Raw genomic sequence first — 26,946 nt, 5'->3', positions numbered from 1 at the left:
TCGCCAGCCACGCCGGCGCGTATCGCGCTGCTGTCGCATGCGCCGAACGACCTCGCCGTGTTGCACAACGTGCTGGCGCAGATGCCGACCGAGTTCCCGCACGTCGTCGGCATCAATCTGCAAGGACTGGAAAACGAATCGCAGATCACGGCGCTGTTGACGCATGAACTCGCCGCCGCCGACATCATCGTCGCGCGCGTCCTCGGCCGGCTAGGCAACGTACCGGGATTCGCCGAGCTGGTGCGGCAAGCGCGTAGCCGCGGCAAGCATCTGATTGTCGTCAGCGGCACCGGCGAACCCGACCCCGAGCTTGGCGCCGCTTCGACCGTGCCGCCGAATGTCATGCACGAGACGCTGACGTACTTCCAAGCCGGCGGCAGTATGAATCTGGCGCAGCTGCTGCGCTATTTATCGGACCACCTACTGTTCACCGGCTTCGGCTTCGATCCGCCGGTGCCGTTGCCGGAGCACGGAATTTATCACCCCGACTTAGCCGATGGCGCCGACATCGCTGACTGGCTGGCGCTGCGCGATCCGAAGCGGCCGAGCGCCGGCATCGTTTTCTATCGAGCCCATTGGATGAGCGGCAACACCCGCTTCATCGATGCCTTGGTGCGCGCGCTCGAACATCGTGGCTTGAACGTGTTGCCGGTATTCACCGCGTCGCTGCGCGCGGGCGGTGGCAAACAATTACCGACTTCACTGCGCTACTTCAGCGACGGCACGAATACGCACGTCGACGTACTCATCAATACAACGTCGTTCGCCATGGGCGAAATCACGCCCGGCGGGCCGACGCCGGCCGGCTGGTCGGTCGCCGTGCTCGAACGGCTCGACGTACCGGTGCTGCAGGCGATCACCAGCGGCATGACGCGCGGTCAATGGGAACAATCGACGCGCGGTTTGAATCCGCTCGACGCCGCGATGAACGTGGTGCTGCCGGAATTCGACGGTCGTATCATCACCGTGCCGATTTCCTTCAAGGAACGGCAACCCGGCATGCCGAACGAATTGTTCGAGTACGAGCCCCTACCCGATCGCATCGAACGCACCGCCGGCATCGCCGCGCGGCTGGCACGGCTCAAGCACCTGCCGAACCGTGACAAGCGTATTGCTTTCGTATTCACCAACTCGAACAGCAAAGCCTCGCAGATCGGCAACGCCGTCGGTCTCGACGCGCCGGCATCGCTGATGCGCCTGTTGCAGGCAATGCGCGACGCCGGGTACCAAATCGGCGATCTGCCAGTGACTAGCGACGTACTCATTCACGAGCTGATCGATCGCTGCGCTTACGACAACACCTACCTTACCGCCGAACAACTAAACCGCGCCGCCGGCCGCGTCCCGACGGCGCAGTACAACGCCTGGTTCGCCGAGCTACCGCCGGCAGTGCGCGAGAAAATGGAAAATCAGTGGGGTACCGCGCCGGGAACGGCCTATTTCCACGACGGCCACTTGGCATTGGCCGGCCTCGAGCTCGGCAATGCGTTCGTCGCGTTGCAGCCGCCGCGCGGTTACGGCATGGATCCGGATGCGATTTACCATCAGCCCGATCTGCCGCCACCGCATCACTACTACGCGTTGTATCGCTGGCTGCGCGACGAGTGGCGCGCCGACGCGATCGTTCACGTCGGCAAGCATGGCACGCTCGAATGGTTGCCCGGCAAAGGTGTCGGCCTGTCGCAGAATTGCGCCCCCGACGGCTTGCTCGGCGACATGCCGCTGTTCTACCCGTTCATCATCAACGACCCGGGCGAAGGCTCACAAGCCAAGCGCCGCGGCCACGCCGTGGTCATCGATCACCTGACGCCACCGATGACGACCGCCGGCACCTACGGCGCGCTCGCCGAGTTGACGCAACTGGTCGATGAATACTACCAAGTCGAAGTACTCGATCCGACGAAGCTGCCATTGCTGCAGCAACGGATCTGGGAGCTGGTGAAGCAGACCAATCTCGATAGCGATCTGCAGGCACGGTTGCTGCACCATCATCATGATCATGACCACCCTCACGATCACGATCACGACGGTCATCATCATGCGCATGATCACCACCATCATCACCCACATACGCCTAATCCACTCGCAAGCTCGGCGCCGAAAGCGTTTGCCGCAGCCGGCGCGATGTTTAAACCGTTGTCGTCGCCGCCGGCCGGCGGTTTCAAATTAGCCGCACCGGCGCACGGCCATCATCACCATGATCATGAACACTCGCACGATCATGATCATCACCACGATCACGACGGCGCATTGCCGACCGTCCTGGCAAAAATGGGTGGGTCGGACGTCGCGCACCTGATCGAAGATCTCGACGGCTATTTGTGCGAGCTCGGCGCTGCGCAAATTCGCGATGGTCTGCATACGCTCGGTCAAGCACCGCAGAATGAGCAACTGGTCGACATGTTGGTGTCGCTCACGCGCTTACCGAACCAGGATGTTCCGGGCTTGCAAGCAGAAGTGGCGCGTTTGTTTGGGTTAGCGATTGAGGATTTGGTCGACAATAAAGGCCAGCGCTTTGAGACACCGCCGTTGATGCTTGCGCAACAAAGCGGCAAAAATATCGTTACTCGCGCTGATGCGCTGGAGGCGATTGACGAGCTATGTCGCCGGCTGTTTGCCGCATTACAAACGCGCGGCTATGCGGAGCCGCACATCGACGACGCACTTAACGAAGTCTTCTCCCTCCCCCTCAGGGGGAGGGTTGGGGTGGGGGTGGGTCTTGGTGACGCAACCACAAAACCCACCCCCCTCCTATCCTCCCCCCTGAAGGGGGAGGAACCCTTCGATGAGGTACGGCGCGTACTTGATTTCGCTTGCCGCCAATTGGTGCCTAACCTTAATCGTGCCAGCGATGAAATCGACAACCTGCTGCACGGACTCAACGGCGGCTACGTCCCAGCCGGCCCAAGCGGTTCGCCGACGCGTGGCATGGCGCACATTCTGCCGACCGGGCGCAATTTCTATTCGGTTGATCCGCGCAGCGTGCCGTCGCAATCCGCTTGGCATGTCGGCCAGCAACTCGCGCATGAAGTATTGACGCGCCACCTGCGCGAAACCAACGAGTACCCCGAGAGCGTCGCCATCAGCATCTGGGGTACGAGCGCCATGCGCACGCACGGCGACGATGTTGCCCAGATCTTAGCGTTGCTCGGCGTGCGACCGGTGTGGCGCCCGCAAAATCGACAACTCGCCGGCATCGAAGTAGTGCCGTTGGCCGAGCTCAAGCGCCCACGCATCGACGTCACCACTCGCATCAGCGGTTTTTTCCGCGACGCCTTTCCGCAATTGATCGAGCTGATCGACGATGCGGTCAACGCCGTGATCGCACTCGACGAGCCACCGACGCAGAACTTCGTACGCAAGCACTACCTCGCCGAACTGGGCGAATGGGTCGGCAAAGGATTGAACAACGACGATGCCGAGCGCCGTTCGCGCTTGCGCATCTTCGGCTCCAAACCCGGTAGCTACGGCGCCGGCATCCTGCCGCTGATCCAAGAAAAGAACTGGCAAACCGACGCCGACTTCGCCGAGGCGTACATCAACTGGGGCGGCTATGCCTATGCCCGCGGCGAACACGGCAGCGATGAACGCGAGGCGTTTCGCGAGCGCTTGGCCGGCGTGCAAGTTGCGTTGCACAACCAGGACAATCGCGAACACGACATCTTCGACAGCGACGACTACCTGCAATACCACGGTGGCCTGATCGGCACGATCCGCGCTATTACCGGCAAACAGCCGAAGCATTACTTCGGCGACAGCCACGATCCGGCGCGAGCACAAGTGCGCGATCTCAAAGAAGAGACGCTGCGTGTATTCCGCGCGCGCGTGGTCAATCCGAAATGGCTGGCGAGCATTCAACGCCACGGTTACAAAGGCGGCCTCGAGTTGACCGCCACGGTCGATTACCTATTCGGTTACGACGCGACCGCGCAAGTGATGGACGACTGGATGTACGAGCAAGTCGCCCAAACCTATGCGTTCGACACCGAGATGCAGCGTTTCCTACAAGAAAGCAATCCGTGGGCACTCAACGCCATCACCGAGCGTCTGCTGGAAGCGGCGCAGCGCAAGATGTGGGGCGAACCGCAGGCCGATACACTGGCGGCGCTGCAGTCGCTTTATCTGCGCAGCGAAACCTGGTTGGAGGCGCGTGGCGAAACGCCGCGCGGTGCCTAATGAATCATTTTCCGTTCAGCGCCGTCGTCGGTCAGGAGCAGCTCAAGACCGCCCTGTTGCTGTGCGCTATCGATCCCTCACTCGGCGGCGTCTTAATCCGCGGCGACAAGGGCACTGCCAAAAGCACCGCCGCGCGCGCATTGGCCGAAATTCTGCCGCCGATCGAGCGCGTTGAGGGTTGCGCGTTTAACTGCGCGCCAAACGCCGCCTGTGATCACGTTGGTGCCGACGTCCGTACGCAAACGGCGTCAGTGCCGTTTATCACGCTGCCGCTCGGTGCAACCGAAGATCGCGTGATCGGCACACTCGATCTGGAGCGTGCGCTGAAAGATATCAAGCGCGCCTTCCAACCCGGACTGCTCGCATCGGCTCATCGCGGCATTCTGTATATCGATGAAGTTAACTTACTGCCCGATCACCTGGTCGACGTCTTGCTCGACGCCGCCGCCATGGGCGTCAACTCGGTGCAGCGTGAAGGCTTGTCGATATCGCACGCCGCCCGCTTTACGCTCATCGGCACGATGAATCTGGAAGAAGGCGACTTGCGGCCGCAACTGCTCGATCGCTTCGGCCTGATGGTCGAAGTAACGACGCCGCGCGACAAGCAACTGCGCTCGGAAGTCGTACGTCGGCGTATCGCCTTCGAGGCGGACGCTTCGGCGTTTAGCCGGCAATGGGCGCAGCAACAAGAGACGCTGCAACGCCAACTCATTACAGCGCAGCAATTGCTGCCACGAGTTAGTGTCAACGACGCCATGCTCGATCTCATCAGCCATCTTTGCTGCGAGTTCGAGGTCGCCAGCTTGCGCGCCGACATCGTCATGCACAAAGCGGCACGCGCGTTGGCGGCGCTGGCCGGACGCAACGAGGCGACGCCGGAAGACGTACGTCGCGCCGCCGAGCTGGCACTACCGCATCGGCGCCGACGCAAACCGTTCGAGCAGCCGGGTTTGGATCAAGACCGACTCGACGAGTTAATGCGCGATGCCACTAACCCGCCGCCGGCAGCGGATGACACTTCTAACCCACCGTCTGACGACGACGATAACGGCGACAACGGCGGCGACAACGATCAACAAGTCTTTAGCGGCGCGCCGGCCGGCGCCGTTCGGCGGATCAGCGTCGACAACGCCCGAGGTCGCCAGTCCGGCCGCCGCAGCGACGTCACCAATGCCGCACGCGGCCGCGTCGTACGCGCCGTGCCCGATGAGAAGCCGACCAGTCTGGCCGTCGGCGCGACGCTGCGCAGTGCCGCGCTGCGCGCGTCCGATGAATTACGCGTCACCCGCGCCGATCTCCATCAACAAGTCCGTGCCGGCAAAACCGCCAACTTGATCCTGTTCGTGGTCGATGCCTCCGGTTCGATGGCAGCGCAACGGCGCATGGAGGCGGTAAAAGGCGCGGTGCTGTCGTTACTCACCGACGCCTATCAACGGCGTGATGAAGTGGCGGTGATCGCTTTCCGCGGCGACACAGCGCAACTGTTGCTCGCTCCGACCCGCAGCGTCGATTTAGCCGAACAAGGTTTACGCGAGCTGCCCACCGGCGGCCGCACGCCGCTAGCGCACGCCCTCGAACTCGCCGTCGATTGCCTGCGTAAGGCGCAATCGAATGACGTACCGCCGTTGCTCGTGCTGTTGAGCGACGGCAAGGCCAATGTGCCGATCAATGCCAGTGGCGATCCGTGGCAAGAAACGCTGGCGTATGCGGCGCTGCTAGCCGAACGCGGCGTACCGGCGTTGGTGCTCGACACCGAAACCGGCTATTTGCGCCTCGGCCGCGCCCGCCAACTAGCGCAGGCGCTCGGTGGTGAGTATCTCGCACTCGACGAGCTGTCGGCGGAGAGCCTGGCGCTCACGATCCGCCGCCGCACGACGCCGACGGCATAAGCATGACCGGCAAGGTTTATTTAATAGGCGCCGGTCCCGGCGATCCGGAACTGCTAACGCTGAAAGCCGTGAACGCGCTCGGCAAAGCCGACGTGGTTCTGATCGACGACCTTGTCAGCCGCGAAACACTGCAATACGCAAAGCCCGGCGCGCAGATCATCGATGTCGGCAAACGCGGCGGCCAACCATCAGCCCGACAAGACCACATCAACGGCTTGCTGGTGGAATACGCTCGCACCGGAAAAACCGTCGCCCGCTTGAAAGGCGGCGATCCTTTTATTTTCGGTCGCGGTGGCGAGGAGCTCTTGCAGCTACAACAAGCTGGTATCGCCGTCGACATTATTAGCGGCGTAACCGCCGGTATCGCCGCCCCCGCCGCGATCGGCATTCCATTGACCCATCGCGGGTTGTCGCAAAGCGTGACGTTCATCACCGGTCACACGCGCGACGGCTGGCCGTCGAATTGGGCCAAGCTCGCGCAGGCCGGCAGCACGTTGGTGATTTACATGGGTCTTACCCATCTGCCGCAGATCATCAGCGCGCTGTTAGACGCCGGTCTAGCGCCGACACTGCCGGTCGCGGCGATTCAACACGGCACGCTGCCGCAACAACGCAGCGTCGTCAGCACCCTGGCGAACGTAGCAGCCGCCATCGAAGCGCACGGCATCGGTAGTCCGACGATCATCGTCGTTGGCGAGGTCGTGCAGCTGGCGGAAAATTCCATGAACCATTACGACAAGCTCGAGGCACAGCAATGATTATCTGCATAGGCGCAGGCCCCGGTGACACCGGCTACTTAACGCAACGCGGCGCCGACTTGATCCGCAACGCCGACGTTGTCGCCGGCTTCGATGCCGTGGTCAACGTCGTCCGCAGCCTGATCCCGGCGACGGCGGAGATCGTCACCATGGGCTACAAAGATCAGACCGAAAAATTGGCGCAGGTCGCTGTTTCCCACCACGCCGGCAAACGTTGTGTCGTCGTCTTCATGGGTGACATTCACTTCAGCGGCTTTCAGTACCTGGAGCGTGTCGAGCGCGCCTGCGGCCATCCGGTGGAAACGCTCCCCGGCATCTCGTCGGCGCAAATCATGGCGTCGCGCGGTAAGGTCTGCTTCGATGAGACCACCTTCGTCACGTTCCACCGCCGCGGCGACCTCGAACCCTTCAAGCGTCATCTGGTACACGTGCTGCAAGACGATCGCAACGCCATCGTCATCCCCTGCCCTTGGGATTTCATGCCACGTCACATCGCGACCTATCTTGTTGAAAAAGGAATTCCGCCGGAACACCCGGTCGAGGTCTGGGAAAATCTAACGCGCGCCGATGCCGAGTGGCGCGGCACGTTGGGCGAATGCCGGTCGCGCGACTTCACCGACATGAGCATTATGCTGATCCGCACGCGCAAACCCATGGCGAGCCAGATCGAACCGGCAAATGCCTCTTAGACGCATCCGCCAGGCGTGAGCCATCAATGGCGAACACGTTGGGAAATACGGTGTCGGGAACACCCAATTCCCGCTCGAAACCCGGCGAGAGCGCCGGTTGACGATTTCTTTCCTTGACTCTACCAGCTGCACGGCTTTACTTGGGGATCACCACAGGAAGCGGCGTCGATGGCCAGGAAGGCCGATGCAGTCACAGCGCTTCTCACCGAGAATAAATATCGTCTTGGCGCACGGCATCGGCACATCGTGCTTTCGCCCGGCTGTCCGCGCCCACCTCCTACTGCATACCATCGCTGCGCTTTCCCCAACGCGCAGCGCGGTTCGCAATGCCGTGCATTATCCGATCTCCTCCCCCAACGTCCTCCAACCTAACGGTGCCTCTCATGAAACGTTTCATGTTTACCTACGTTATTACGGTGTTACTGTTTGGGAGCGGTTACCTTTCTGTTCCGCTTGCGACCGCCGCGACGACGGGACAAGTCACCATCACCGGCAACGTACCGATAGCCTGCGATCTCCTGGTACAGCAGGAAACCGGCGCCGATAACATCCCCGACATTTCCGCCGGCCATTCCAACCGGCATGTCGCCACGGTGACCGAGACCTGCAACAGCCCCGATGGCTATACCGTCACCCTGACAGCGTCCAATTCGGGCGATCACACCGGCATGTTCGTCGATGTCATCAGCACCGATTCACACCCCTTCACTATTAACTACAACGGTATTTCGGTTCCGCCGGGCGGGCTGGTCACGGACAGTACCCTGCCGGCTTTCGGCGTGCAGAAGAACGTCGCCATCACGTATCCGGCAGACGAAACGCTTACCGGCACCGTGACCAACACCTACGACGAAACGCTCATCTTCACTATCTCGGCTAAGTAGAGGCTCCCATGCGAAAACTAATGTTCGTTTTTATCTTCGTGGTTTCTGTGGTGGTCGCGCAGGAAGCCCACGCCTTCCGCTTCTCGCCGTTCCGGGCGAAGTTCGAACCCTCTGGCGCCGGCGCGAACCAACTTTTCACCGTCGAGAACAATACGAATGAACCTGCATCGGTGCAGATTCGCATCATGACGCGCGAGGTCGACGTCGACGGTGGCGAGAAAAATGTCGACGCCGAGAAGGATTTCGCGATTTACCCGGCGCAAATGGTGCTGGAACCGCACGCCAGCCGCTCCGTGCGCGTGCAGTGGACCGGCGACGCCAAGCTCAAGGAAGAAAAATCCTACCGCATCATCGCCGAACAATTGCCGGTCAATCTCAACAAGGAAAACCCGAAAAACAGCGCGGTCAAATTTCTTGTCTCCTACCGCGGCGCGTTGTTCGTCACGCCACCCGGCCTTACGCAAAATGTCACGCTCGATTTCTCCGGCACAACGCAGGACGCGGTGGGCAACAAGATGCTCGAGATCGTGCTGCACAATCGCGGTACTCAGCATGCCCTGTTGCGCAACCTGAAACTCGACCTCAAGGACGACAAGGGCAACACCATCAGCCTTACCGGCGAGAATCAGCTTAAGGGCATTACCGGCGAGAGCGTTCTGGCCAAACACCGGCGGCAATTCATGATCCCGCGGCCCAAGGAACTCACCGGGAAAGTGAAGCAGATCGATTTCACCTACGACAAGCAGGCGTTCTAGGGGAAACACGGATATTACCCCTCTCCCTCCGGGAGAGGGGTTGGGGTGAGGGAAATGCCGTGCTTTTCCAATGACAACTCCCTGGCACCATCCCGTAGGGAGAGGAAATTAAACAGCGGCCCCCAAAATGATCACGTGCCAATAATCCGAATTTTTTTAGCCTGGCTCATCCTGCCCTGTTGGATATTTCCGTGCGCCGTTAGTTTGGCGGCTGACTTTCCGCCGGAGGCGGTTCCGATTTCCGTGCCGCTTTATCTGGACCAGCGTCAACTCGGCATGGTGCAGATGCTTGTCATGCCGAACGCGGCGCAAAGCTACGTGCAGGCCGCACCAGTGCTGGCGATGCTGAAAGACCGAGTGCCGGAAGAAAAGTGGCGGGCCATCGCCACCGCCACCGTGCAAGGGTTTATCCGCTTGAAAGACGGAGCGCGGAGCGGCATCGATTGGCGCTTCGACGAAGAATTGATCGCTCTTGTCGTTACCATTCCCTCGGAAAATAAAATACAGCGATCGTTGCGGGCGCGCCGTGATTTTGACATCTCCAACAAACCCATCACGCCGCCCAGTGTAGTCTCGGCTTATCTCAACATCTTCGGCGCGCAGGATTACGTCGACAGCGGCCAGCCGTCGCAGAACGACGGGCGGCAACCTTTGCGCCTGAGTGCGGACGGCGCGCTGAACATGAACGGGTGGGTACTGGAAGCGAGCGGCGATTACATCGAGAACGATGCGCGCCCGTGGCAGCGCGGCGACACGAGACTAGTGCATGACGTCCCGGACGACATGATCCGAACCGCGCTCGGCGATCTTTCCTACCCGGTCGAGGGTTTCCAAAGTTTCCAGCCGATACTCGGCCTGACGGTGGCGCGCAATTTCGATTTGCAGCCCTATCGCGTTTCGGAGCCGACCGGCCGGACCTCCTTCTTTTTGAATACACCTTCGCGCGTGGATATTTACGTCAATGACCGCAAGGTGCAAACCCTGCAGCTCAACTCCGGTCCCTTCGACATCACCGACTTTCCGGTGGTCAACGGCAGCAACAACGTCAAATTGATCATCACCGATGCCAGCGGGCGCGTGGAAGTAAAAACGTTTGATATCGTCAGCGACGCCAATCTCCTCGCGGCCGGGCTACACAAGTTTGCCTACAACGTCGGCATCATCTCCACGACCATGAACCGTGAACGAGAATATGATTCCGACCAACCGGTGTTGTCGGCCTTTCATCGTTATAGTGTGAGCGATCATTTCACGCTCGGCGGCAATCTGCAGGTCGATCGGAGGCAGCGCATGGCCGGCGTCGATGCGACCATGGGTACCCCGTGGGGAGTTTTTCGCGCGGATGCCGCGGGCAGCCATCTTGAAAACGGCGACAACGGCTCCGCCTGGCAAATCCAATACCAAATTGTCGATCGAGGGAAAACCGAGGATGACGGCAAATTCAGGGGCACCCAGAATTTCACGCTACTAGCGAACTCTCGCAGCGAGCACTTCGCGCCGCTCGGCCTGTTGCAGCCGGATAATGTTTGGTCGCATCAAGTCATTGCGCGTTACAGCCAGCAATGGTCGTCGACCGTCAGTCTCGGCGTCGGCGGCGGCTACCAAACCAGCCGCGGGAACGCGCGTGACGACTGGAATTATGCCTTGTCGCTCGACAAGCAACTGCCGGACGGCATCCATATCAATGTCAATTTCCAACAACGCGCAATTGAGGACTACGGCATGTTCGTGAGTCTCAGCTGGACACCACGGGATTCACGCCAGTCGATCCACAGCAGCTACGACAGTTTCAGCAAGACGACACGCGCCGAGTGGAACTACGCGCAGGAAAGCCGCGCGCAGAGCGTGAGCGCCTCGGCCGGCGTTGTGCGTACGCAAGACCGCTATGACGGCAGCGGCAGCATCACCTACTACGGCGGACGCGGCGAAGTGACAGCGAGCCACGATATCGTCACGCCGTTCGACAATGCCGACGGCTCGTCGAATACCACCGAATCGCGCAGTGAGCTGCGCTTTGCCTCGGCGATGGTTTATGCCGGCGGTCACGTGGCGTCGTCGCGGCCGGTCAGTAACAGCTTTGCGATGTTCGCGCCCGATCCGTCGATTCAAGAATATCCCATCGGCATCAATCCGCAGGGCCGCCGTGATAATGAAGAACGTATTTACGAAACCACCACCGACGGCTGGGGCCCGGCAGTGCTGCCGGATTTGACGCCTTATCTCTACCGCACGGTACGCGTGGACGCCGCCAGCTTGCCACCCGGCTTCGACGCCGGCGACGGCATCTACACGTTCTATCCCAGCTACCGCAGCGGCACGCTCGTGCGCCTCGGCAGTGACGCCAACGTGTTGCTCGACGGCACGCTGCAATATCAAGACAACACGCCGGTGGCGCTGCAAGCGGGAAGCATACGGCTGGCCGATCAACCCGGCGCCACGCCGGAAACTTTCTTCACCAACCGTGCCGGCCGCTTCCGCATCGAAAAATTGAAGCCGGGTCAGTACCTCATGCAATTTTTCAGTTTCCCCGGTGTGACGCTTTCTCTCACTATCCCTGAAAACACCGCCGGGCCGATGCGAGCCGGAATATTAACGCTTCCCGTTACGGCGGATCAGGAGAACAACCCATGAACCTAAAGATGGCGATTGGCATAAACGGAAACGCCGCGCTCCCTCATCCCCGACCCTTCTCCCGGTGGGAGAAGGGAGTAAAGCCCCTCTCCCTCCGAGAGAGGGGATGGGGTGAGGGAAAGACGTTTGACATCGGTACATTGCACAGATGTTGTACTTCAACTGTCGTTTCTAGGATTAAACGACTGACTATATTCTTCTGCCCGTTCCTACTGTTCGCACATGAGGCCCATGCGCTGTGCATCAATCTGACTTTCGGTAATGTGCCGTCGCTCGCGACGTTCGAAGGCGGCAGTGGCGGCTACGCCGTCTACGATCCGCAGGAATATCTGCAAACCGTGAGCATAGAAGTGCGCGGAGAAGCGACCGGCGCGACCTGCGAGTACTTCCTGACGTTAAGTGCGGGGCAATCGGGCGACTTTAATCAGCGCAAATTATCCGAGATGGTGAACAAGCTGAATTACAACGCTTATACGGACGGCGGCAAGAGCGGTGTTTTCAAGGCACTGCCGACCGCGACGCAAAGCGAAATCATCAGCGGCAGTTTTCCCGTGGCCGTGGCACTGACCCAAACCAACACGCATAAATTTTTCTGGGTTATCCATCCGCAGCAGGTGGTTCCGGCCTCGGGCACGCCCTACACCGACGGTAATTTGACGTTGAGTCTCTACAGCGGCTTGCTGTTGCTCAATCCCACGCTGGAGGCCACCAAAACCATCACATTCCGGGCGCACGTGGACAGCAGCGTCGATGTCTCGCTGGTCGAATCCGGCAAGCGCTTCGATATCAGCGAAACGACGCAACGGGTCGATTTCGGTACGCTCGAAAGCGGCGCACAGCGCGGCTTCGACGTCGTGGTGCGCAGCAACAACGGCTACGTCGTAACCCTGCAATCGCAGAATCGCCAACTGCTGACACACACGCGCGCACCCACGATTGCAGACGTCGTCCCCTATAGCGTCATCTTTAACGGCGGCGGCGTCGATCTTTCCACCGGCGCACCGGTGCAGGTCATCGCCAACACCGGCACCACGCCCGCAACCGGTATCGCGTTTCCCATCGAATTCACGGTCGGTACGCTCTCTGGCGACGAAACCGCCGGCACCTATTCCGACGTCATCAATGTTGAAGTCAGCGCCAATTGACGAATGACCTTCTGCCCTATTCGACAAATTCAGGAGACTCGCGATGTATAAGCGCTTGGTACTTTTTATAACACTGCTGGCGACGCTGCCGTCGGCGACAGCTGCCGAATCCGACGCGGTGATTCACGGCAGCCTGGCACAAGCCACGACCTATACGGCATTCGCCACTATCGGCTTCATCACGTTCTTCCTACTACTGCTCGCCGCCAGTGCTGCGCTGCGCCGCGGCATCGACGCACGGCATGCCAGCGGGCGGCTCGTCGTGCGTTGGCAGAAGGCCGAATTGGTCTCGGGCGCACGCATGGCGCGGACATTGCGACGCGGCGTTCAGATCTTGGCATTGATATTCTTGGCGCTCGCGCTTTATTTCTATATCTCGCTGGTCTTCAGCTTCTTCCCCGCGACGCGGGGCTACGCGACCGTGCTGCTCGCGGCACTGACCACACCGCTGTGGATGGTCTGGCGCGCTTTCGTGGATTACCTGCCTAATATCGGCGTGCTTGCCGTCGTGATCGCGCTGACCACACTGCTTACGAAATTCGTCCACGTAATCTTCAACGAATTGGGCAAGGGCACGCTGCACTTCAAGGGTTTTCATCCCGACTGGTCGGATACCACGTACAAGATCGCGCGCTTCACGATTATCACGTTCGCCGCGGTCGTGGCCTTTCCTTACCTACCGGGCGCGAACTCACCGGCGTTTCAGGGCGTGTCGATCTTCGTCGGTGTACTACTTTCGTTCGGTTCGGGTCCGGCGATCTCGAATCTCATTGCCGGCGTGGTGTTGACGTATACGCGCGCGTTTCAAATCGGCGACCGCGTCAAAGTCAACGAAACCGAAGGCGACATCGTCGGCAAAACGCTGATCGCCACGCACCTGCGCACGATCAAAAACGTCGTCGTCACCGTGCCGAACTCGATCATGCTCGCGAACCACATCATCAACTACAGCTCGGAGGCGCACGGGCGCGGGCTGATCCTGCCGACCACCGTTACCATCGGCTACGACGTGCCGTGGCGCAAAGTACACGACCTGCTCCTCGACGCCGCTCGCGATACCGAACATGTCCTGCAGGACCCGACGCCGTTCGTTCTGCAGACCAGCCTGGACGACTTCTACGTCTCCTACCAGTTGAACGCCTACACCCGCGAGGCGCAAAAGAAATCGACGATCTATTCGGCGTTACATCAACATATCCAGGATCGTTTCCACCACGCCGGCGTGGAGATTCTCTCGCCACATTACACCGCGCTGCGCAGCGGCAACGCCGTTGCCATGCCACCCGAACATCTGCCGGCGGATTATGTTGCACCGCCGTTCATTATTCGCGGAGACGACTAGGCATACATCAGCGCCGCTCCCGCAGCATCACACTGGATATGCGGCAACATAAATAGGATGGGCGCAGCCCCAAAATACGCGCTACGACCTTTACTCGTATTCGATTAAACACAAGGAGGTGTAAGCGATGGCGTCTACCCAACCTGTCATTCCCGCGAACGAATTGGAGCGGCTTGCCGAACTCGTTGATCTGGATATTCTCGACACGGAGTCCGAAGAAGTCTTTGACGGACTTACCAAACTGGCCGCCTTTATCTGCGGTACACCAATTTCGCTCGTTTCCTTGGTGGACGCCGAGCGCCAGTGGTTTAAATCCCGGCACGGCCTGGCGGCAACCGAGACCCCGCGCGACATCGCCTTCTGCGCGCACGCCATCAACGAACCTGAACAACTGTTCGTCGTACCCGATGCGTTAGCAGATAGGCGCTTCAGAAATAATCCTCTTGTCACGAGCGACCCGAGCATCCGCTTTTACGCGGGGATGCCGATCACGACAAAACCCGGCAGCGCCATCGGCACTCTGTGCGTGCTGGACCGGGTACCACGCGAACTATCTGATGCACAGCGACAATCGCTGACGACCATCGCCGGCGCCGTCGGCGCCCAGCTCAACTTGCGCCGGGAAATATCGATCGCAAAAACGCTCGACGCGGTGACCGGACTGCCCAACAGTTTTGCCTTTGAGAGAAAGTTCATCGCCGCCGCGCCGCGTCTCCGCCAAGGCGGCTTGCTGCTGATCGGGATGGAACGTCTGAATAAGATCGTCGCTGCACTCGGCTCCCGTACGACAGATATGATCCTCGTGCAATCGACACAGCGGTTGAAGACGATCGTCCCTGATGGAACGATCCTGGCTTTTTTCAGGAGAGGACTCTTTGTTCTGTTCGTCCCCGATGCCGGTCCGGCAGAGGTGTCCGATTTTGTTGTTCAAAAACTTGCGCCGGCACTGGCGGCGCCGTACACGATATTGATCGGGACCGAGGAGCAGCAAATCCATTGCCCGCCGCATATCGGCGCATCCTATTTTCCAGGCGACGGGATGACCATGGACGCCCTGCTGATATCCGCCGAACAGGCGCTGCAAAGCGCCCGCACCGTGGATGAGCCGTTCCGCGCCTACGACAAGTCTACGGATGAAATAGCCGGGCAACATTTTCGGCTTGAAGCCGAACTGTACAAGGCGCTCGATCGGGAAGAGTTCGTCAACTACTACCAACCCAAGATCGACCTCGCCACGGGCAAAATCTGCGGAGCGGAGGCGCTCCTACGCTGGGTCAGCCCGACGCGCGGGTTGGTCATGCCGATGCAATTTATCCCAGCGCTCGAATCGTCGGGTTTGATCGTCGCCGCCGACCGGCAGGTGCTGTGTCGAGCCGTTACCGATTGGTACACGTGGCGCAAGGCGGGGCTCGGCGCGCCGAGAATCGCGGTGAACGTTACGGCCGCACATCTAAAAACCGGTGGCTTCGTCCATGACATCGACGCCCTGCTCAAGTCGGCGGGCAGTGAATCAGCGGTGGTGTCGATGGAAGTCACGGAAGGGACGTTGATGACCGACCGACAACGGGCATTCGAGATTCTAAGCGCACTGCGAAACATCGGCATACCGATCGCCATCGACGACTTCGGCACCGGTTACTCCTCGCTCGCCTATCTCGTCACGCTGCCGATCGATGAGCTCAAGATCGATCGCGCCTTCGTCATTAAAATGACCACCGATTCTGCTTATCTCGGGATCGTCAGCACGATCATCACGCTTGCTCATAACCTTAACTTCAAGGTCGTCGCCGAGGGTGTCGAAACCGAGGAGCAGGCCAATTTGCTGCGGCTGCTGAAGTGCGATCAGGCGCAGGGCTACCTTTATAACCGACCTGTTTCCGCCGAGAATTTCGCCGCGCTTCTGACGTCGAGTTGATTCGGAGCGCTAGAAGTTGATGAGCGTGAACGTAGTTCGATGAGTTTAAGTGCTCGACAACGGTTCAAACCCGTACTTGGATGCATACAACATCGCTAGTGCGATCGCCTGAGGACCCGGACCAAAAAAGATGGTCGGGGGCTAACGCCCCCAACTACTTGTGTGAACTGCGAAATGATTGGTGCGCCCGGAGAGATTCGAACTCCCGACCCCCTGGTTCGTAGCCAGGTACTCTATCCAACTGAGCTACGGGCGCGAAGGTGCGAAATTATAATGATGATGACCACATTTGTCGTGGTCATCAAAAAAATAATTGCCCGCGATTTATCGTAAAGATGGCGGAGAGAGAGGGATTCGAACCCTCGATAGAGCTTTTGACCCTATACTCCCTTAGCAGGGGAGCGCCTTCGACCAACTCGGCCATCTCTCCTTTACGACGGGCGGCAAGGATACCTGCTGCTGCCCGACACGTAAAGAAAGGCGCTCCCTTGAATTTCTATCCTTTGTTGTTTCCGCTAGCCTCGCGCGGCTCACGCACGATGCCAGCTTCTTTCTCCTTCTTGATGCGCTCATAGATCTCTTCCCGGTGAACCGGGACTTCTTTAGGCGCATTCACACCAATTCGCACTTGGTTGCCCTTGATACCAAGGACCGTCACTTGAACGTCGTCGCCAATGTTCAAGGTCTCACCGATACGTCGAGTTAAAATCAGCATCCGCTGTACCCTCAAGTCTCTCCGTTATCACCGTGTCATCCATTTTCCCATGCAGCAACCCTGCTGAAGTTCACACCCCGTTACTTGAATTTATCGTTTTTTGTTATTTTGTTGTAATCGCCACTCTTCCCTGGCTAGTGAGCCACACCGATACGCTGCAAGCATCAGTTTTAAACCGATAAGCAGTGTAGCTAGCGCTGCTTGCACACCCCGAGCTTAAATATGCAGCTTCCGTGCCATTAGCCGCTTTTCTGCGAAAAAGCCGCCTGACATCATTCTAGTACGCGCTGGCTATCGTGCATTCTTGGCCTTGGAAGGTTCCGCCTGTTCCGGCGGTTGATCGAGCTTGAACGCCTGATGCAGGGCACGAACGCCCAGTTCTAGGTATTTTTCGTCTACCACCACGGAGACTTTAATCTCCGAGGTCGAAATCATTTGGATATTGATCTGCTCATCGGCCAGCGCCCGGAACATAGTGCTAGCGATACCGGCATGCGAGCGCATACCAACACCGACGACGGAGATCTTGGCGATCTTGTCGTCGCCGTTAACCTCGGTCGCCTTCAGCATTTGTGCCACCTGCTTCAGAATCTCGGTCGCTTTCTTATAGTCGGCCCGGTGCATAGTGAAGGTGAAATCGGTGCTGCCGTCAGCGCCGACGTTCTGCACGATCATGTCGACGTTGATGTTGGCCTTGCCGATGTCACCGAGTATGTGAGCAGCGATGCCCGGACGATCCGGCACACCGCGAATCGTCAGCTTCGCCTCGTCGCGGTTGAAGGCAATACCTGAAATTAGCGGCGCTTCCATATCATTTTCCTCATACGTAATCAGCGTGCCCGGGCCTTCTTCGAAAGAGGACAGCACACGCAACGGTACTTTGTACTTACCAGCGAATTCGACCGAACGGATTTGCAGCACCTTGGCACCGAGACTTGCCATCTCGAGCATTTCTTCAGCGGTGATGCGATCTAAGCGACGCGCTTGCGGGACGATGCGCGGATCGGTGGTGTAGACGCCGTCGACATCGGTGTAAATCTGGCACTCATCCGCCCGTAATGCCGCCGCCATCGCCACCGCCGTGGTATCGGAACCGCCGCGACCGAGAGTGGTGATGTTGCCGTCTTCGTCTACGCCTTGGAAACCGGCGATAACGACGACCCGCCCCTTGTCCAAATCGTCACGTACGCGCTTGTCGTCGATGTCGAGAATACGCGCCTTGCCGTGGACGTTGTCGGTACGGATGTGAACCTGGTGACCGGTATAGGAACGGGCCTGCACGCCATGGCGGTCGAGCGCCATGCTGAGCAACGCAATCGTCGTTTGCTCGCCGGTCGCCAGCAGTACGTCGAGCTCACGCGCGGGCGGCTCGGGATGCACCGACTTTGCCAACTTAATGAGGCGATCGGTCTCGCCCGTCATGGCCGACACAACGATCACCATCTCATGCCCGGACGCCTGGGCACGAGCGACCTTTTCGGCGACGGCATCGATACGTTCGGGGCTGCCGACGGAGGTTCCGCCGTATTTCTGGACAATTAGGGCCATAAATTTATGAAAGTATTATTTCAGACCGCTAAAAAGCGCGAATTAAACCGGCTTTTCTCGCGTTAGTAAACAGGGAAATCGGGAAACACCGTCCCAATTGCGCATTGATTCGTTCTTTTATAGACGTTCGCTAACCCAATCGGTAACCGCTTGGAGCGCTCCCGGCAGCGCCGTCGGGTCGTTTCCGCCCGCCTGCGCCATATCCGCCCGTCCCCCCCCCTTACCGCCGACTTGCGCCGCCACTTGGTTGACCAACTGACCGGCATTTACCCGATCGGTCAGCTCCTGGGTGACACCGGCAATTAGCGTGACTTTGCCGTCCTGGACCGACGCCAGCACGATCGCCGCCGGCGCGAGTTTGTCTTTAAAGTGGTCGACCGCCTCGCGCAGCGCCTTTACGTCGGCACCGTCCATTTGCGCTGCCAGCACGCGCACGCCCTTCACCTCTTTGACTTGATCGAGCAACGAGGTTCCGCTGCCTTTCGCCAGCTGACCGCGTAGCTGTTCCAGCTCTTTTTCGAGAGTCCGCACCCGGCCCTGCAGCTGCTCGACCTTCGTGACGACCTCATCGCGATTGCCGCGGACCAGCTCGGCAATACGACTAACCCGCGTTTCGTTGGTCCGAAGGTATTCGATGACGCCTTCGCCGGTGGTCGCCTCGATACGACGCACGCCGGCCGCCACACCGCCTTCGGATAGGATCTTGAAGATGCCGATATCGCCGGTCCGACGAACATGCGTACCGCCGCAAAGCTCGGTCGAATCGCCGATATTGAGCACGCGCACTTCGGCACCGTATTTCTCGCCGAACAATGCCATCGCTCCCTCCGCTTGCGCCGATTCCATACCCATGACGCGGGCGCGGGTGTCTTCGTTGCGCAAAATTTGATCATTTACCCGCCGTTCGACCTCGACGATTTGCGTCAGCGTCAGCGGCTCGAAATGCGAAAAATCGAAACGCGTGCGGTTCTGGTCGACCAGCGATCCTTTTTGTTGCACATGCGTGCCCAATACATCGCGCAGCGCCTTGTGCATCAAGTGCGTGGCCGAATGGTTGCGCATCGTCGCCCGCCGCAGCGCCATGTCGACTTCCGCCTGCACGCTGTCGCCGACGCGTAGCTCACCGGCTTCAACCCGGCCTTTATGCACGAAAATCTGTCCGACCTTCTGCGTATCTTCGACCCGGAACACCGTCTTACCGGCCCGCAGAACGCCACGGTCGCCAACCTGGCCGCCGGACTCGGCATAAAACGGCGTGCGGTCGAGTACGACACTGCCCACCTCGCCCGGCCGTAAACAAACCGCGCTTGCCTGATCGCCGCTGCGCGTAATCTCCAGCACCTTGCCGTCATCGGCCAAGCGTTCGTAACCGGTAAATTCGCTCGGCCGATCGACCGTTACCGTGCCGATATCCGCTGCTTTAAAAGCGCTGGCGGCGCGGGCGCGTTCGCGCTGTGCTTCCATCTCGCGCTCGAAACCGGCGCTATCGAGCTTCAGATTGCGCTCCAACGCGACATCACGTGTGAGATCGAACGGAAAACCAAAGGTATCGTACAGCTTGAAGATCAACTCGCCCGGAATCGTGTCGCCACTAATGGTGGCAATACCGTCTTCGAGTATTTTAAGGCCCTGATCGAGCGTTTCGTTGAAACGCTCTTCTTCTTGGGTGAGCGCACGTTCGACGGTCGCTTGCGCTGCCGCCAGCTCCGGATAGGCCGCGCCCATTTCGGCAATCAGCGGTGCGACTAGCTTATAGAAGAACGTCTCGTTGGCCCCGAGCTTGTGTCCATGACGGATTGCGCGACGAATAATACGGCGCAACACGTAGCCGCGACCTTCGTTCGCGGGCAATACGCCATCGGTGATTAGAAACGAGGCGGCGCGAATGTGGTCGGCAACCACGTTGAGCGAGGCGCTCTTAGTCTCTTTGGTGCCGATAACCGCACGGACAGCGCCGATCAAGTTACGAAATAGATCGATATCGTAATTCGAATGCACGCCCTGCTTCACGGCGGCGATGCGTTCCAGACCCATGCCGGTGTCGACCGACGGCTTCGGCAACGGCGTCAGCTTGCCGCTGGCGTCGCGGTTGTACTGCATGAACACGAGATTCCAGATCTCGACGTAACGGTCGCCGTCTTCATCGGGACTGCCGGGCGGGCCGCCGGCGATGGCGGCGCCGTGATCGTAAAAAATTTCGGTACACGGACCGCACGGACCGGTGTCGCCCATCTGCCAGAAATTCGATGTCTCGCCGAGCCGGGTGAAGCGCTTCGGATCGACCTTAATGTCGTTCAGCCAGATATCGGCGGCTTCGTTATCGTCGCTATAGACCGTCACCCACAGTTTCTCGCGCGGCAACTGCATGTCCTTGGTCAAGAACTCCCAGGCGAAACGGATCGCGTCGCGCTTAAAGTAATCGCCGAAGCTGAAGTTGCCGAGCATTTCGAAAAACGTGTGATGACGCGAGGTATAGCCGACGTTTTCCAAGTCGTTGTGCTTGCCACCGGCGCGCACGCAACGCTGGCTGCTGACGGCACGCGAATACGGGCGCTTATCGCTACCGAGGAACACGTCCTTGAATTGGACCATGCCGGCATTGGTGAAGAGCAGCGTCGGATCGTTACCGGGCACGAGCGGACTGCTCGGCACGATGGCGTGACCGTTTCGCTTAAAGTAATCGAGAAATAAACTGCGGATCTCTGTGCTCTTCATAGTTTCATGCCGAATCGGTTGGATCGTTCCACCTACGTGTCTAAGTCGCCCAGCACACGCTGGATCTGATCAAAAGTGAAACCGCGGTATTGCAGAAATCGCGCCTGCTTGGCCCGTTCGGCGTAGTCGCGTGGTACGCGGCCGCCGAATTTCTTGCGCCAAAGCTGTTTCAGCTCGGCGAGCCATTCGTCGTTATGGATGTCGAGCCACTGCTCGATCGCTTCCACTGCCAGACCGCGTTGCTCGAGCTCTTTGCGGATCCGCACCGGTCCATAACCACGGTTTCGGCGGCTGCGAACCAGCACTTCGGCGAAACGCTCGTCTGACAACAAATGCTGCGCCGCCAATACCGCCGCTACTTCTTCGGCAAGCTTGGCGTCACAACCTTTGCGCTTGAGCTTCGTCTCGACTTCTTTACGACTGTGCTCGCGCCGGGCAAGCCACCCGAGCACGAGCTGCCGCGCTTTGGCGGCGTCGAGCGCGGGTGGCGTGCGATTCAGGCGTCGGCCTCTTCGGGCATGGCCTCGGCCGCTTCGGTATTCGCGCCGGCACGTGCAATCACGGTCTTTTCGCGTACGCGTTGCTCGATCTCGGCAGCGACATCGGTATGTTCCCGCAGATAGTCGCGCGCATTTTCCTTACCCTGACCGATACGGTCCTTCTTATAGGTATACCAGGCGCCCGATTTCTCGATGATGCCCTGCTCAACGCCGATGTCGATAATCTCGCCGAGTTTGGAAACGCCTTCGTTATAAAGGATGTCGAATTCGCACTGCCGGAACGGCGGCGCTAGTTTGTTTTTGACGACCTTGACGCGGGTCTGGTTGCCGATGATCTCTTCGCCCTTCTTGATCGCGCCGATGCGGCGGATGTCGATGCGCAGCGACGCGTAGAACTTGAGCGCGTTGCCGCCGGTCGTGGTCTCGGGATTACCGAACATGACGCCGATCTTCATGCGCAGCTGATTAATAAAGATAACGAGCGTGTTCGAACGCTTAATGTTAGCGGTGAGCTTACGCAACGCCTGCGACATGAGTCGCGCCTGCAGGCCCATTTGCGGCTCGCCCATCTCGCCTTCGATTTCGGCCTTCGGTACCAGCGCCGCCACCGAGTCGATGACAACGACGTCGACCGCACCGGAGCGCACCAGCATGTCGGTTATTTCCAGCGCCTGCTCGCCCGAATCGGGCTGGGACACCAGCAAATCGTCGATGTTTACACCAAGCTTTTTGGCGTACTGCGGATCGAGCGCATGTTCGGCGTCGATAAACGCGGCGGCGCCGCCCAATTTCTGTGCCTCGGCGACAACCTGAAGCGCTAGTGTGGTTTTACCGGAGGACTCCGGTCCGTAGATTTCGACGACACGACCGCGTGGGAAACCGCCGATGCCAAGCGCGATATCAAGGCCCAACGACCCGGTCGAGACCACGTCCGTCACTTGCGCGGTCGAGTCGCCTAAACGCATCAACGAACCCTTGCCGAACTGTTTTTCGATCTGCCCCAGGGCAGCGCTGAGGGCCTTGGCCTTGTTGCTTTCCATAACCGGTACTCCCGCGGTTGGATTCCGCTCTAAACGTTGAAACACAGGAAAAATCAGCGGCAGATTATTTCATAATTCTCCTTCCTTAAGGAGTGGCGTGGCGGCGATTTGCCTTTCTTAAGCACACCCGGTAGCGTTAGCGCCCGCTCAAGGCCCTATTCGAACCGTATCCGCTTCATCCCGTGAATCTGCCGCGCAACCCGACTCGTCTTGTCCGCATTGGCTCCGTCACTATCGGCGCCGGCCAGCCAATCGCCGTCCAAAGTATGTGCGCTACGCACACACAAGATATCGACGCGACGGTCGCCCAAGTGAATGACCTGGCCGCTGCCGGCGCCGCTGTGGTCCGTATCGCCATCGACAACCCGAAGGACGCGATTGCCTTGGCATCGATCCGGTCACAGACCGCTGCCAATTTGTCGGCCGACCTGCAAGAAAGCTACCGCATGGCCGAGCGCGTCGCGCCGCACGTCAACAAGCTACGCTACAACCCCGGCCACCTCTACCATCACGAGCGTCGCAAACCGTGGCAAGACAAAGTCCGCTACCTGGTCGATGTCGCCGGCGAGCATGACTGCGCACTGCGCGTGGGCGTGAACTGCGGCTCGGTCGATCCGGCCAAGGCGGAGAAATACGACGCTAACGATCGGCTATCGCCGATGCTCGAAAGCGCGCTCGATCATTGTGAATTCCTCGATAAGATCGGATTCACGCGTTACTGCGTGTCGCTCAAAGATTCCGACCCGAATGAAGTCATCGAGGTTAATCGCCGTTTCGCCGCCGAACGACCGGATGTGCCACTGCATCTCGGTGTGACCGAAGCCGGCTTGCCGCCGGAAGGCATCATCAAAACCCGTATCGCCTTCGAGCAGCTTATCAGCCGTGGCATCGGCGACACGCTGCGGGTTTCGCTGACAGTACCGAACCCGCGCAAGTCGGAAGAGATCATCGTCGGCCAACAGATCATCGACGATATTGCCGCCGGTCGCGTGCGCAGCGTGGTTCGGTTCGAGCGGACCGGCATCAACATCATTAGCTGCCCGAGCTGCTCCCGCGTCGAGAACGAGGCGTTCATCGAGCTCGCGCAACAAGTGAAAGAAGTTACGCAGTATGCGGCGCAACATGCCATCACCATCGCCGTAATGGGTTGCCGCGTGAACGGTCCGGGCGAAACCGACGACGCCGATCTCGGTTTGTGGTGCGGTCCAAAGCTGGTAAACCTGAAGCGTAAGTCGGTAGAAGTCGGCAGCTTCCCGTACGATCAGATTTTGGCGCGACTGCGGCAAGAGTTGGATGCGATCATCGCCACCCGCGGCAACAACAACAGCAACGTTTAATCCCCCTATTTCCTTTTCTCTGGTTCATCGGCCAATAATTGCACGCGCCCAACTCGCGTATCATCCAACGCGAACCGAATAATTAGGATTCGGTAACAATCCATTTATTCATCGATCGCGCGGCGGATTGCGGGGCGCGCTGTTCACAACCGAGCTAAACGACAACATCACCGAGTTGGCACTAGCGGGTCTTACGGCAATGGAGGTTTACCGACCGGAGACGAGCGACATCGAGCTCACGGCAACACACTCAGTAATCCACTGAGAGCAATCACGACCGATTGTCGCCGGATAGACCCGCGATCACCCATTAGCAAATGCTGTCGGCTTTTCGTCGCCTGCCCCGGTACGGCCCAGGCGAACCACACCGTGCCGACCGGCTTCGTCGGCGAACCGCCGCTCGGCCCGGCGACACCGGTAACAGCGAGCGCCACCTGCGCCTGACTATGGACCCGTGCACCTTCTGCCATCGCCCGCGCCGTGGGTTCACTGACAGCACCGTGATTCGTTAAAACCGCCGCTGGTACCCCTAATAGCTCGCGTTTAGCGGCATCGCTGTAGGTGACGAAGCCGCGCTCAAACCAGGCGGAGCTGCCCGAAATAGCGGTTATCACCTGCGCGACCCAACCACCGGTGCATGACTCCGCGGTCGCCAACATCCAACCGGCGCGGTCCAGTGCGCGGCCCACATTTACCGCTAGTTCGTTCAGTTCGAGGTCGGCATGGTCCATGCATCATTTTACGCACGGACTCAATACCTGCGAAATCAGGTTAGGAGACAACATGAATCGCCTCATCCCGGTGCGAGTCAGCACTGAACCGACAGCGCGCGTACGGCAACTATACTCAAGAGACATCACGAACTACGAGATCCGTATGCAGGGATACGTAAGCAAGGACTGGCAACTCCATTGGTTGCTGGCCCTACTTTTCGCCGCACTCCTCGTACTCACTCCTAACTTGAAAGCACACGCCGCCATCGGCCACGCCACTTCCGCGAGCCTGTCGCCGGCAATGTCTCTCGATGCGCTCGGCGATGTCGATTTGCTAGAAGCGGCGTTTCGCGAAGGCGTCAGCTACTACGAAGACGGCGACTATGCGGCGGCGATGAACGCCTGGAGTGGGCCGGCCAGCAACGGCCACGCCCGCGCACAATTCAATCTCGGCGTTATCTATGCGGTCGGCCAAGGCACCCCGGTCAATCTCGCGCGCGCCATTTATTGGTGGGAAGAAGCCGCGGAACACGGCCATGTCGGTGCACAATTCAATCTCGGCCTGCTCTACGCCCACGGTCAGGGCGTCGACAAGGACATTAGCAAGGCGCGCGATTGGTGGCAGCGCGCCGCCGACGGCGGCGACGCCGCGGCTCAGTTTCAGCTCGGTGTACTCGCCGCCACCGGCGAAGGCGAACCGCAAAATCTGTTAGAGGCGGCACACTGGTGGCAGATGTCGGCCGCGCAAGGACATGAGCAGGCGGTCAAAGGGCTCGAGATTTTGCGAAGCTACGGCGTCCTCTCCGACGAAGCGTCGAACTAGCTCAGCTCAACAGCAGCCGCAAGCCGACGGCCGTCAAGAATAACGCGAAGATTCGCCGCAAGGTCAGCTGCTGCAGTCGATGCGCCAGCCGCGCGCCGAGCGGCGCAAACAAAACACTCGCCGCCGCTAGCGCCAACATCGGCATCAGCGCCACGTAACCCAAACTTCCCGGCGGCAGCTCGGCAACGTTCCATCCGGTCAACACATAACCGGCAGTTCCAGCGAGCGCGATCGGCAACCCGATAGCGGCGGCGGTCGCAATCGCTTGCACCGTCGGCACGCTGCACCACATCAGAAACGGCACCGAAATCGTTCCGCCGCCGATACCGAACAACGACGACAACGCACCGATCAACCCGCCCCAACCCAACATCAGCGGCCGCCCCGGCAGCGGCCGATGCGGCACCGGCGCCAGTTTCCACGCCAGCTGCAACGCCACCAATAGAATGAACCCACCGAACAGCACCTTGAGCATCTTGCCCGACAATCCATGGGCGATGGCGGCACCGACTAAACCGCCGATCAGTATTCCCGGCAGCAGCTGCCAGAACGCCGGCCACCGAACCGCGCCGCGCGCGTGATGTGCGCGAATCGACGACAACGATGTAAAGACGATTGCCGCCAACGACGTGCCGATCGCCATCTGCATTACCACGGCCGGGCTCACGCCCTGGCGCTCGAACAAGAACGCCAGGGCCGGCACAACGATCACACCACCGCCGATACCGAGTAATCCGGCCATAACGCCGGCGACGGCGCCGATCAGCAGCAACACGACGATATCCATCAGCGGTTGATCTGTTCCTTCGGGTTTGGGGTTAGCGCCGCTAGGAAAGTTGCCGCGTCGCCAGCAACATCGCTAAAACCCGCAGCATCACAGCGGCATAAATGCCGGCGAGCACGTCGTCTGCCATTACGCCCCAGCCGCCGGGCACAACATGCTCGAGGCGACGGATCGGAAACGGTTTCCAGATGTCGAACAAGCGGAATAATACAAAACCAGCGACGATCCATAACATGCCCGACGGCGCGAGAAACATCGTGACCAAATAACCGACGATCTCGTCCCAAACGATTGCCGAATGGTCGGGTCGGCCGAACTGTCGTTCGGCGATCTGACAAATCCAAACACCCAACGCGAAGAGTGCCGCGACCACGGCGACGTACGCCGGTGGCGGCAACTCGCGCACGAGTAGATAGAGCGGGAGAGCGACCAATGTGCCGAACGTGCCCGGCGCGAAACCGATGTAGCCGACACCGAAACCGGTCGCCAGCCACTGCGCCAGGCGATGTCCCCAGCGCGTCTGTTGTTGTGTCAAAGTTGCTCCTAACGCGTTGCGGCTTTTCGGTATTATGCCCGCAACTCGCTGT

The 26,946-nt window shown here is 59.6% G+C and carries 20 protein-coding genes and 2 tRNA genes; 12 read left to right on the top strand and 10 right to left on the bottom strand.

Annotation, left to right across the window (positions count from 1 at the left end; translation table 11 throughout):
• The first annotated feature begins 81 nt into the window (after nucleotides 1–81).
• From HY308_02685 to HY308_02640, 10 genes are all read left to right on the top strand, one after another.
• Complete coding sequence (locus HY308_02685) at nucleotides 82–4,176, top strand: cobaltochelatase subunit CobN (protein MBI3897183.1); 4,095 nt, start codon at nucleotides 82–84, stop codon at nucleotides 4,174–4,176.
• Nucleotides 4,176–6,065 (top strand): putative cobaltochelatase, encoded by a 1,890-nt coding sequence (locus tag HY308_02680; protein MBI3897182.1) that lies wholly within the window; start codon nucleotides 4,176–4,178, stop codon nucleotides 6,063–6,065. The genes HY308_02685 and HY308_02680 overlap by 1 nt, the downstream gene beginning before the upstream one ends.
• Nucleotides 6,066–6,067: 2 nt before the next feature.
• Complete coding sequence (cobA, locus tag HY308_02675) at nucleotides 6,068–6,823, top strand: uroporphyrinogen-III C-methyltransferase (GenBank protein ID MBI3897181.1); 756 nt, start codon at nucleotides 6,068–6,070, stop codon at nucleotides 6,821–6,823.
• Nucleotides 6,820–7,512, top strand: a complete 693-nt coding sequence (locus HY308_02670; GenBank protein MBI3897180.1) for a cobalt-precorrin-7 (C(5))-methyltransferase — start codon at nucleotides 6,820–6,822, stop codon at nucleotides 7,510–7,512. The genes cobA and HY308_02670 overlap by 4 nt, the downstream gene beginning before the upstream one ends.
• A 383-nt stretch (nucleotides 7,513–7,895) precedes the next feature.
• Nucleotides 7,896–8,396, top strand: coding sequence for a hypothetical protein (locus HY308_02665; protein MBI3897179.1), 501 nt, complete (start codon nucleotides 7,896–7,898; stop codon nucleotides 8,394–8,396).
• 8 nt (nucleotides 8,397–8,404) lie between these two features.
• Nucleotides 8,405–9,151 carry a molecular chaperone gene (locus HY308_02660; protein ID MBI3897178.1) on the top strand — a complete coding sequence of 249 codons (747 nt, stop codon included), beginning with the start codon at nucleotides 8,405–8,407 and terminating at the stop codon, nucleotides 9,149–9,151.
• A gap of 243 nt (nucleotides 9,152–9,394) precedes the next feature.
• Nucleotides 9,395–11,782 carry a fimbrial biogenesis outer membrane usher protein gene (locus HY308_02655; protein MBI3897177.1) on the top strand — a complete coding sequence of 796 codons (2,388 nt, stop codon included), beginning with the start codon at nucleotides 9,395–9,397 and terminating at the stop codon, nucleotides 11,780–11,782.
• A 263-nt stretch (nucleotides 11,783–12,045) separates the two neighbouring features.
• Entirely contained in the window at nucleotides 12,046–12,927 is an 882-nt protein-coding gene (locus HY308_02650; protein ID MBI3897176.1) for a spore coat protein U domain-containing protein, read from the top strand.
• A 43-nt stretch (nucleotides 12,928–12,970) separates the two neighbouring features.
• Nucleotides 12,971–14,269, top strand: a complete 1,299-nt coding sequence (locus tag HY308_02645) for a mechanosensitive ion channel family protein (protein MBI3897175.1) — start codon at nucleotides 12,971–12,973, stop codon at nucleotides 14,267–14,269.
• A gap of 127 nt (nucleotides 14,270–14,396) precedes the next feature.
• Entirely contained in the window at nucleotides 14,397–16,184 is a 1,788-nt protein-coding gene (locus tag HY308_02640; protein ID MBI3897174.1) for a sensor domain-containing phosphodiesterase, read from the top strand.
• Between the two features lie 179 nt (nucleotides 16,185–16,363).
• On the opposite strand, the gene HY308_02635 is transcribed toward HY308_02640, so the two are convergent.
• The 7 genes from HY308_02635 to recA form a co-directional block, all read right to left on the bottom strand.
• Nucleotides 16,364–16,440, bottom strand: a tRNA-Arg gene (locus HY308_02635).
• An 80-nt stretch (nucleotides 16,441–16,520) separates the two neighbouring features.
• Nucleotides 16,521–16,614, bottom strand: a tRNA-Ser gene (locus HY308_02630).
• A gap of 66 nt (nucleotides 16,615–16,680) precedes the next feature.
• Nucleotides 16,681–16,899: a carbon storage regulator CsrA gene (gene csrA, locus HY308_02625; GenBank protein MBI3897173.1), complete on the bottom strand. Its 219-nt coding sequence runs from the start codon at nucleotides 16,897–16,899 to the stop codon at nucleotides 16,681–16,683.
• Between the two features lie 291 nt (nucleotides 16,900–17,190).
• On the bottom strand, nucleotides 17,191–18,447 hold the full coding sequence (locus tag HY308_02620) for an aspartate kinase (protein ID MBI3897172.1): 1,257 nt from the start codon (nucleotides 18,445–18,447) through the stop codon (nucleotides 17,191–17,193).
• A gap of 117 nt (nucleotides 18,448–18,564) precedes the next feature.
• Complete coding sequence (gene alaS, locus HY308_02615) at nucleotides 18,565–21,162, bottom strand: alanine--tRNA ligase (protein MBI3897171.1); 2,598 nt, start codon at nucleotides 21,160–21,162, stop codon at nucleotides 18,565–18,567.
• 32 nt (nucleotides 21,163–21,194) lie between these two features.
• Complete coding sequence (locus HY308_02610; protein ID MBI3897170.1) at nucleotides 21,195–21,614, bottom strand: regulatory protein RecX; 420 nt, start codon at nucleotides 21,612–21,614, stop codon at nucleotides 21,195–21,197.
• Between the two features lie 44 nt (nucleotides 21,615–21,658).
• A complete protein-coding gene (gene recA, locus HY308_02605) occupies nucleotides 21,659–22,702 on the bottom strand; it encodes a recombinase RecA (protein MBI3897169.1) in 1,044 nt (347 codons plus the stop codon).
• A 182-nt stretch (nucleotides 22,703–22,884) separates the two neighbouring features.
• Here recA and ispG point away from each other — a divergent pair, with 182 nt between their 5' ends.
• Nucleotides 22,885–24,039: a (E)-4-hydroxy-3-methylbut-2-enyl-diphosphate synthase gene (gene ispG / locus HY308_02600; protein MBI3897168.1), complete on the top strand. Its 1,155-nt coding sequence runs from the start codon at nucleotides 22,885–22,887 to the stop codon at nucleotides 24,037–24,039.
• 236 nt (nucleotides 24,040–24,275) lie between these two features.
• Here ispG and HY308_02595 read toward each other — a convergent pair whose 3' ends face one another.
• Nucleotides 24,276–24,770, bottom strand: a complete 495-nt coding sequence (locus HY308_02595; GenBank protein MBI3897167.1) for a CinA family protein — start codon at nucleotides 24,768–24,770, stop codon at nucleotides 24,276–24,278.
• Nucleotides 24,771–24,822: 52 nt separating this feature from the next.
• On the opposite strand from HY308_02595, the gene HY308_02590 reads away from it, so the two are divergent.
• Nucleotides 24,823–25,575: a sel1 repeat family protein gene (locus tag HY308_02590; GenBank protein ID MBI3897166.1), complete on the top strand. Its 753-nt coding sequence runs from the start codon at nucleotides 24,823–24,825 to the stop codon at nucleotides 25,573–25,575.
• Between the two features lies 1 nt (nucleotide 25,576).
• Here HY308_02590 and HY308_02585 read toward each other — a convergent pair whose 3' ends face one another.
• Nucleotides 25,577–26,362, bottom strand: coding sequence for a sulfite exporter TauE/SafE family protein (locus HY308_02585; protein MBI3897165.1), 786 nt, complete (start codon nucleotides 26,360–26,362; stop codon nucleotides 25,577–25,579).
• Between the two features lie 40 nt (nucleotides 26,363–26,402).
• Nucleotides 26,403–26,894, bottom strand: coding sequence for a phosphatidylglycerophosphatase A (locus HY308_02580; GenBank protein ID MBI3897164.1), 492 nt, complete (start codon nucleotides 26,892–26,894; stop codon nucleotides 26,403–26,405).
• Nucleotides 26,895–26,946 lie beyond the last annotated feature (52 nt).

The organism is Gammaproteobacteria bacterium (genome assembly GCA_016199745.1).
GTDB lineage: Bacteria > Pseudomonadota > Gammaproteobacteria > Acidiferrobacterales > Sulfurifustaceae > JACQFZ01.
The sequence above is the reverse complement of the archived record's forward strand: the minus strand, read 5'-3'. Positions and strand labels throughout refer to the sequence as shown.

Bases quoted from the DNA above. Each gene is read 5' to 3' on its own strand.
- HY308_02685 (MBI3897183.1), top strand. From the start codon at position 82: ATGCCGACCGAGTTCCCGCACGTCGTCGGCATCAATCTGCAAGGACTG.
- HY308_02680 (MBI3897182.1), top strand. From the start codon at position 4,176: ATGAATCATTTTCCGTTCAGCGCCGTCGTCGGTCAGGAGCAGCTCAAG.
- cobA (MBI3897181.1), top strand. From the start codon at position 6,068: ATGACCGGCAAGGTTTATTTAATAGGCGCCGGTCCCGGCGATCCGGAA.
- HY308_02670 (MBI3897180.1), top strand. From the start codon at position 6,820: ATGATTATCTGCATAGGCGCAGGCCCCGGTGACACCGGCTACTTAACG.
- HY308_02665 (MBI3897179.1), top strand. From the start codon at position 7,896: ATGAAACGTTTCATGTTTACCTACGTTATTACGGTGTTACTGTTTGGG.
- HY308_02660 (MBI3897178.1), top strand. From the start codon at position 8,405: ATGCGAAAACTAATGTTCGTTTTTATCTTCGTGGTTTCTGTGGTGGTC.
- HY308_02645 (MBI3897175.1), top strand. From the start codon at position 12,971: ATGTATAAGCGCTTGGTACTTTTTATAACACTGCTGGCGACGCTGCCG.
- HY308_02640 (MBI3897174.1), top strand. From the start codon at position 14,397: ATGGCGTCTACCCAACCTGTCATTCCCGCGAACGAATTGGAGCGGCTT.
- csrA (MBI3897173.1), bottom strand. From the start codon at position 16,899: ATGCTGATTTTAACTCGACGTATCGGTGAGACCTTGAACATTGGCGAC.
- HY308_02620 (MBI3897172.1), bottom strand. From the start codon at position 18,447: ATGGCCCTAATTGTCCAGAAATACGGCGGAACCTCCGTCGGCAGCCCC.
- alaS (MBI3897171.1), bottom strand. From the start codon at position 21,162: ATGAAGAGCACAGAGATCCGCAGTTTATTTCTCGATTACTTTAAGCGA.
- recA (MBI3897169.1), bottom strand. From the start codon at position 22,702: ATGGAAAGCAACAAGGCCAAGGCCCTCAGCGCTGCCCTGGGGCAGATC.
- HY308_02595 (MBI3897167.1), bottom strand. From the start codon at position 24,770: ATGGACCATGCCGACCTCGAACTGAACGAACTAGCGGTAAATGTGGGC.
- HY308_02590 (MBI3897166.1), top strand. From the start codon at position 24,823: ATGAATCGCCTCATCCCGGTGCGAGTCAGCACTGAACCGACAGCGCGC.
- HY308_02585 (MBI3897165.1), bottom strand. From the start codon at position 26,362: ATGGATATCGTCGTGTTGCTGCTGATCGGCGCCGTCGCCGGCGTTATG.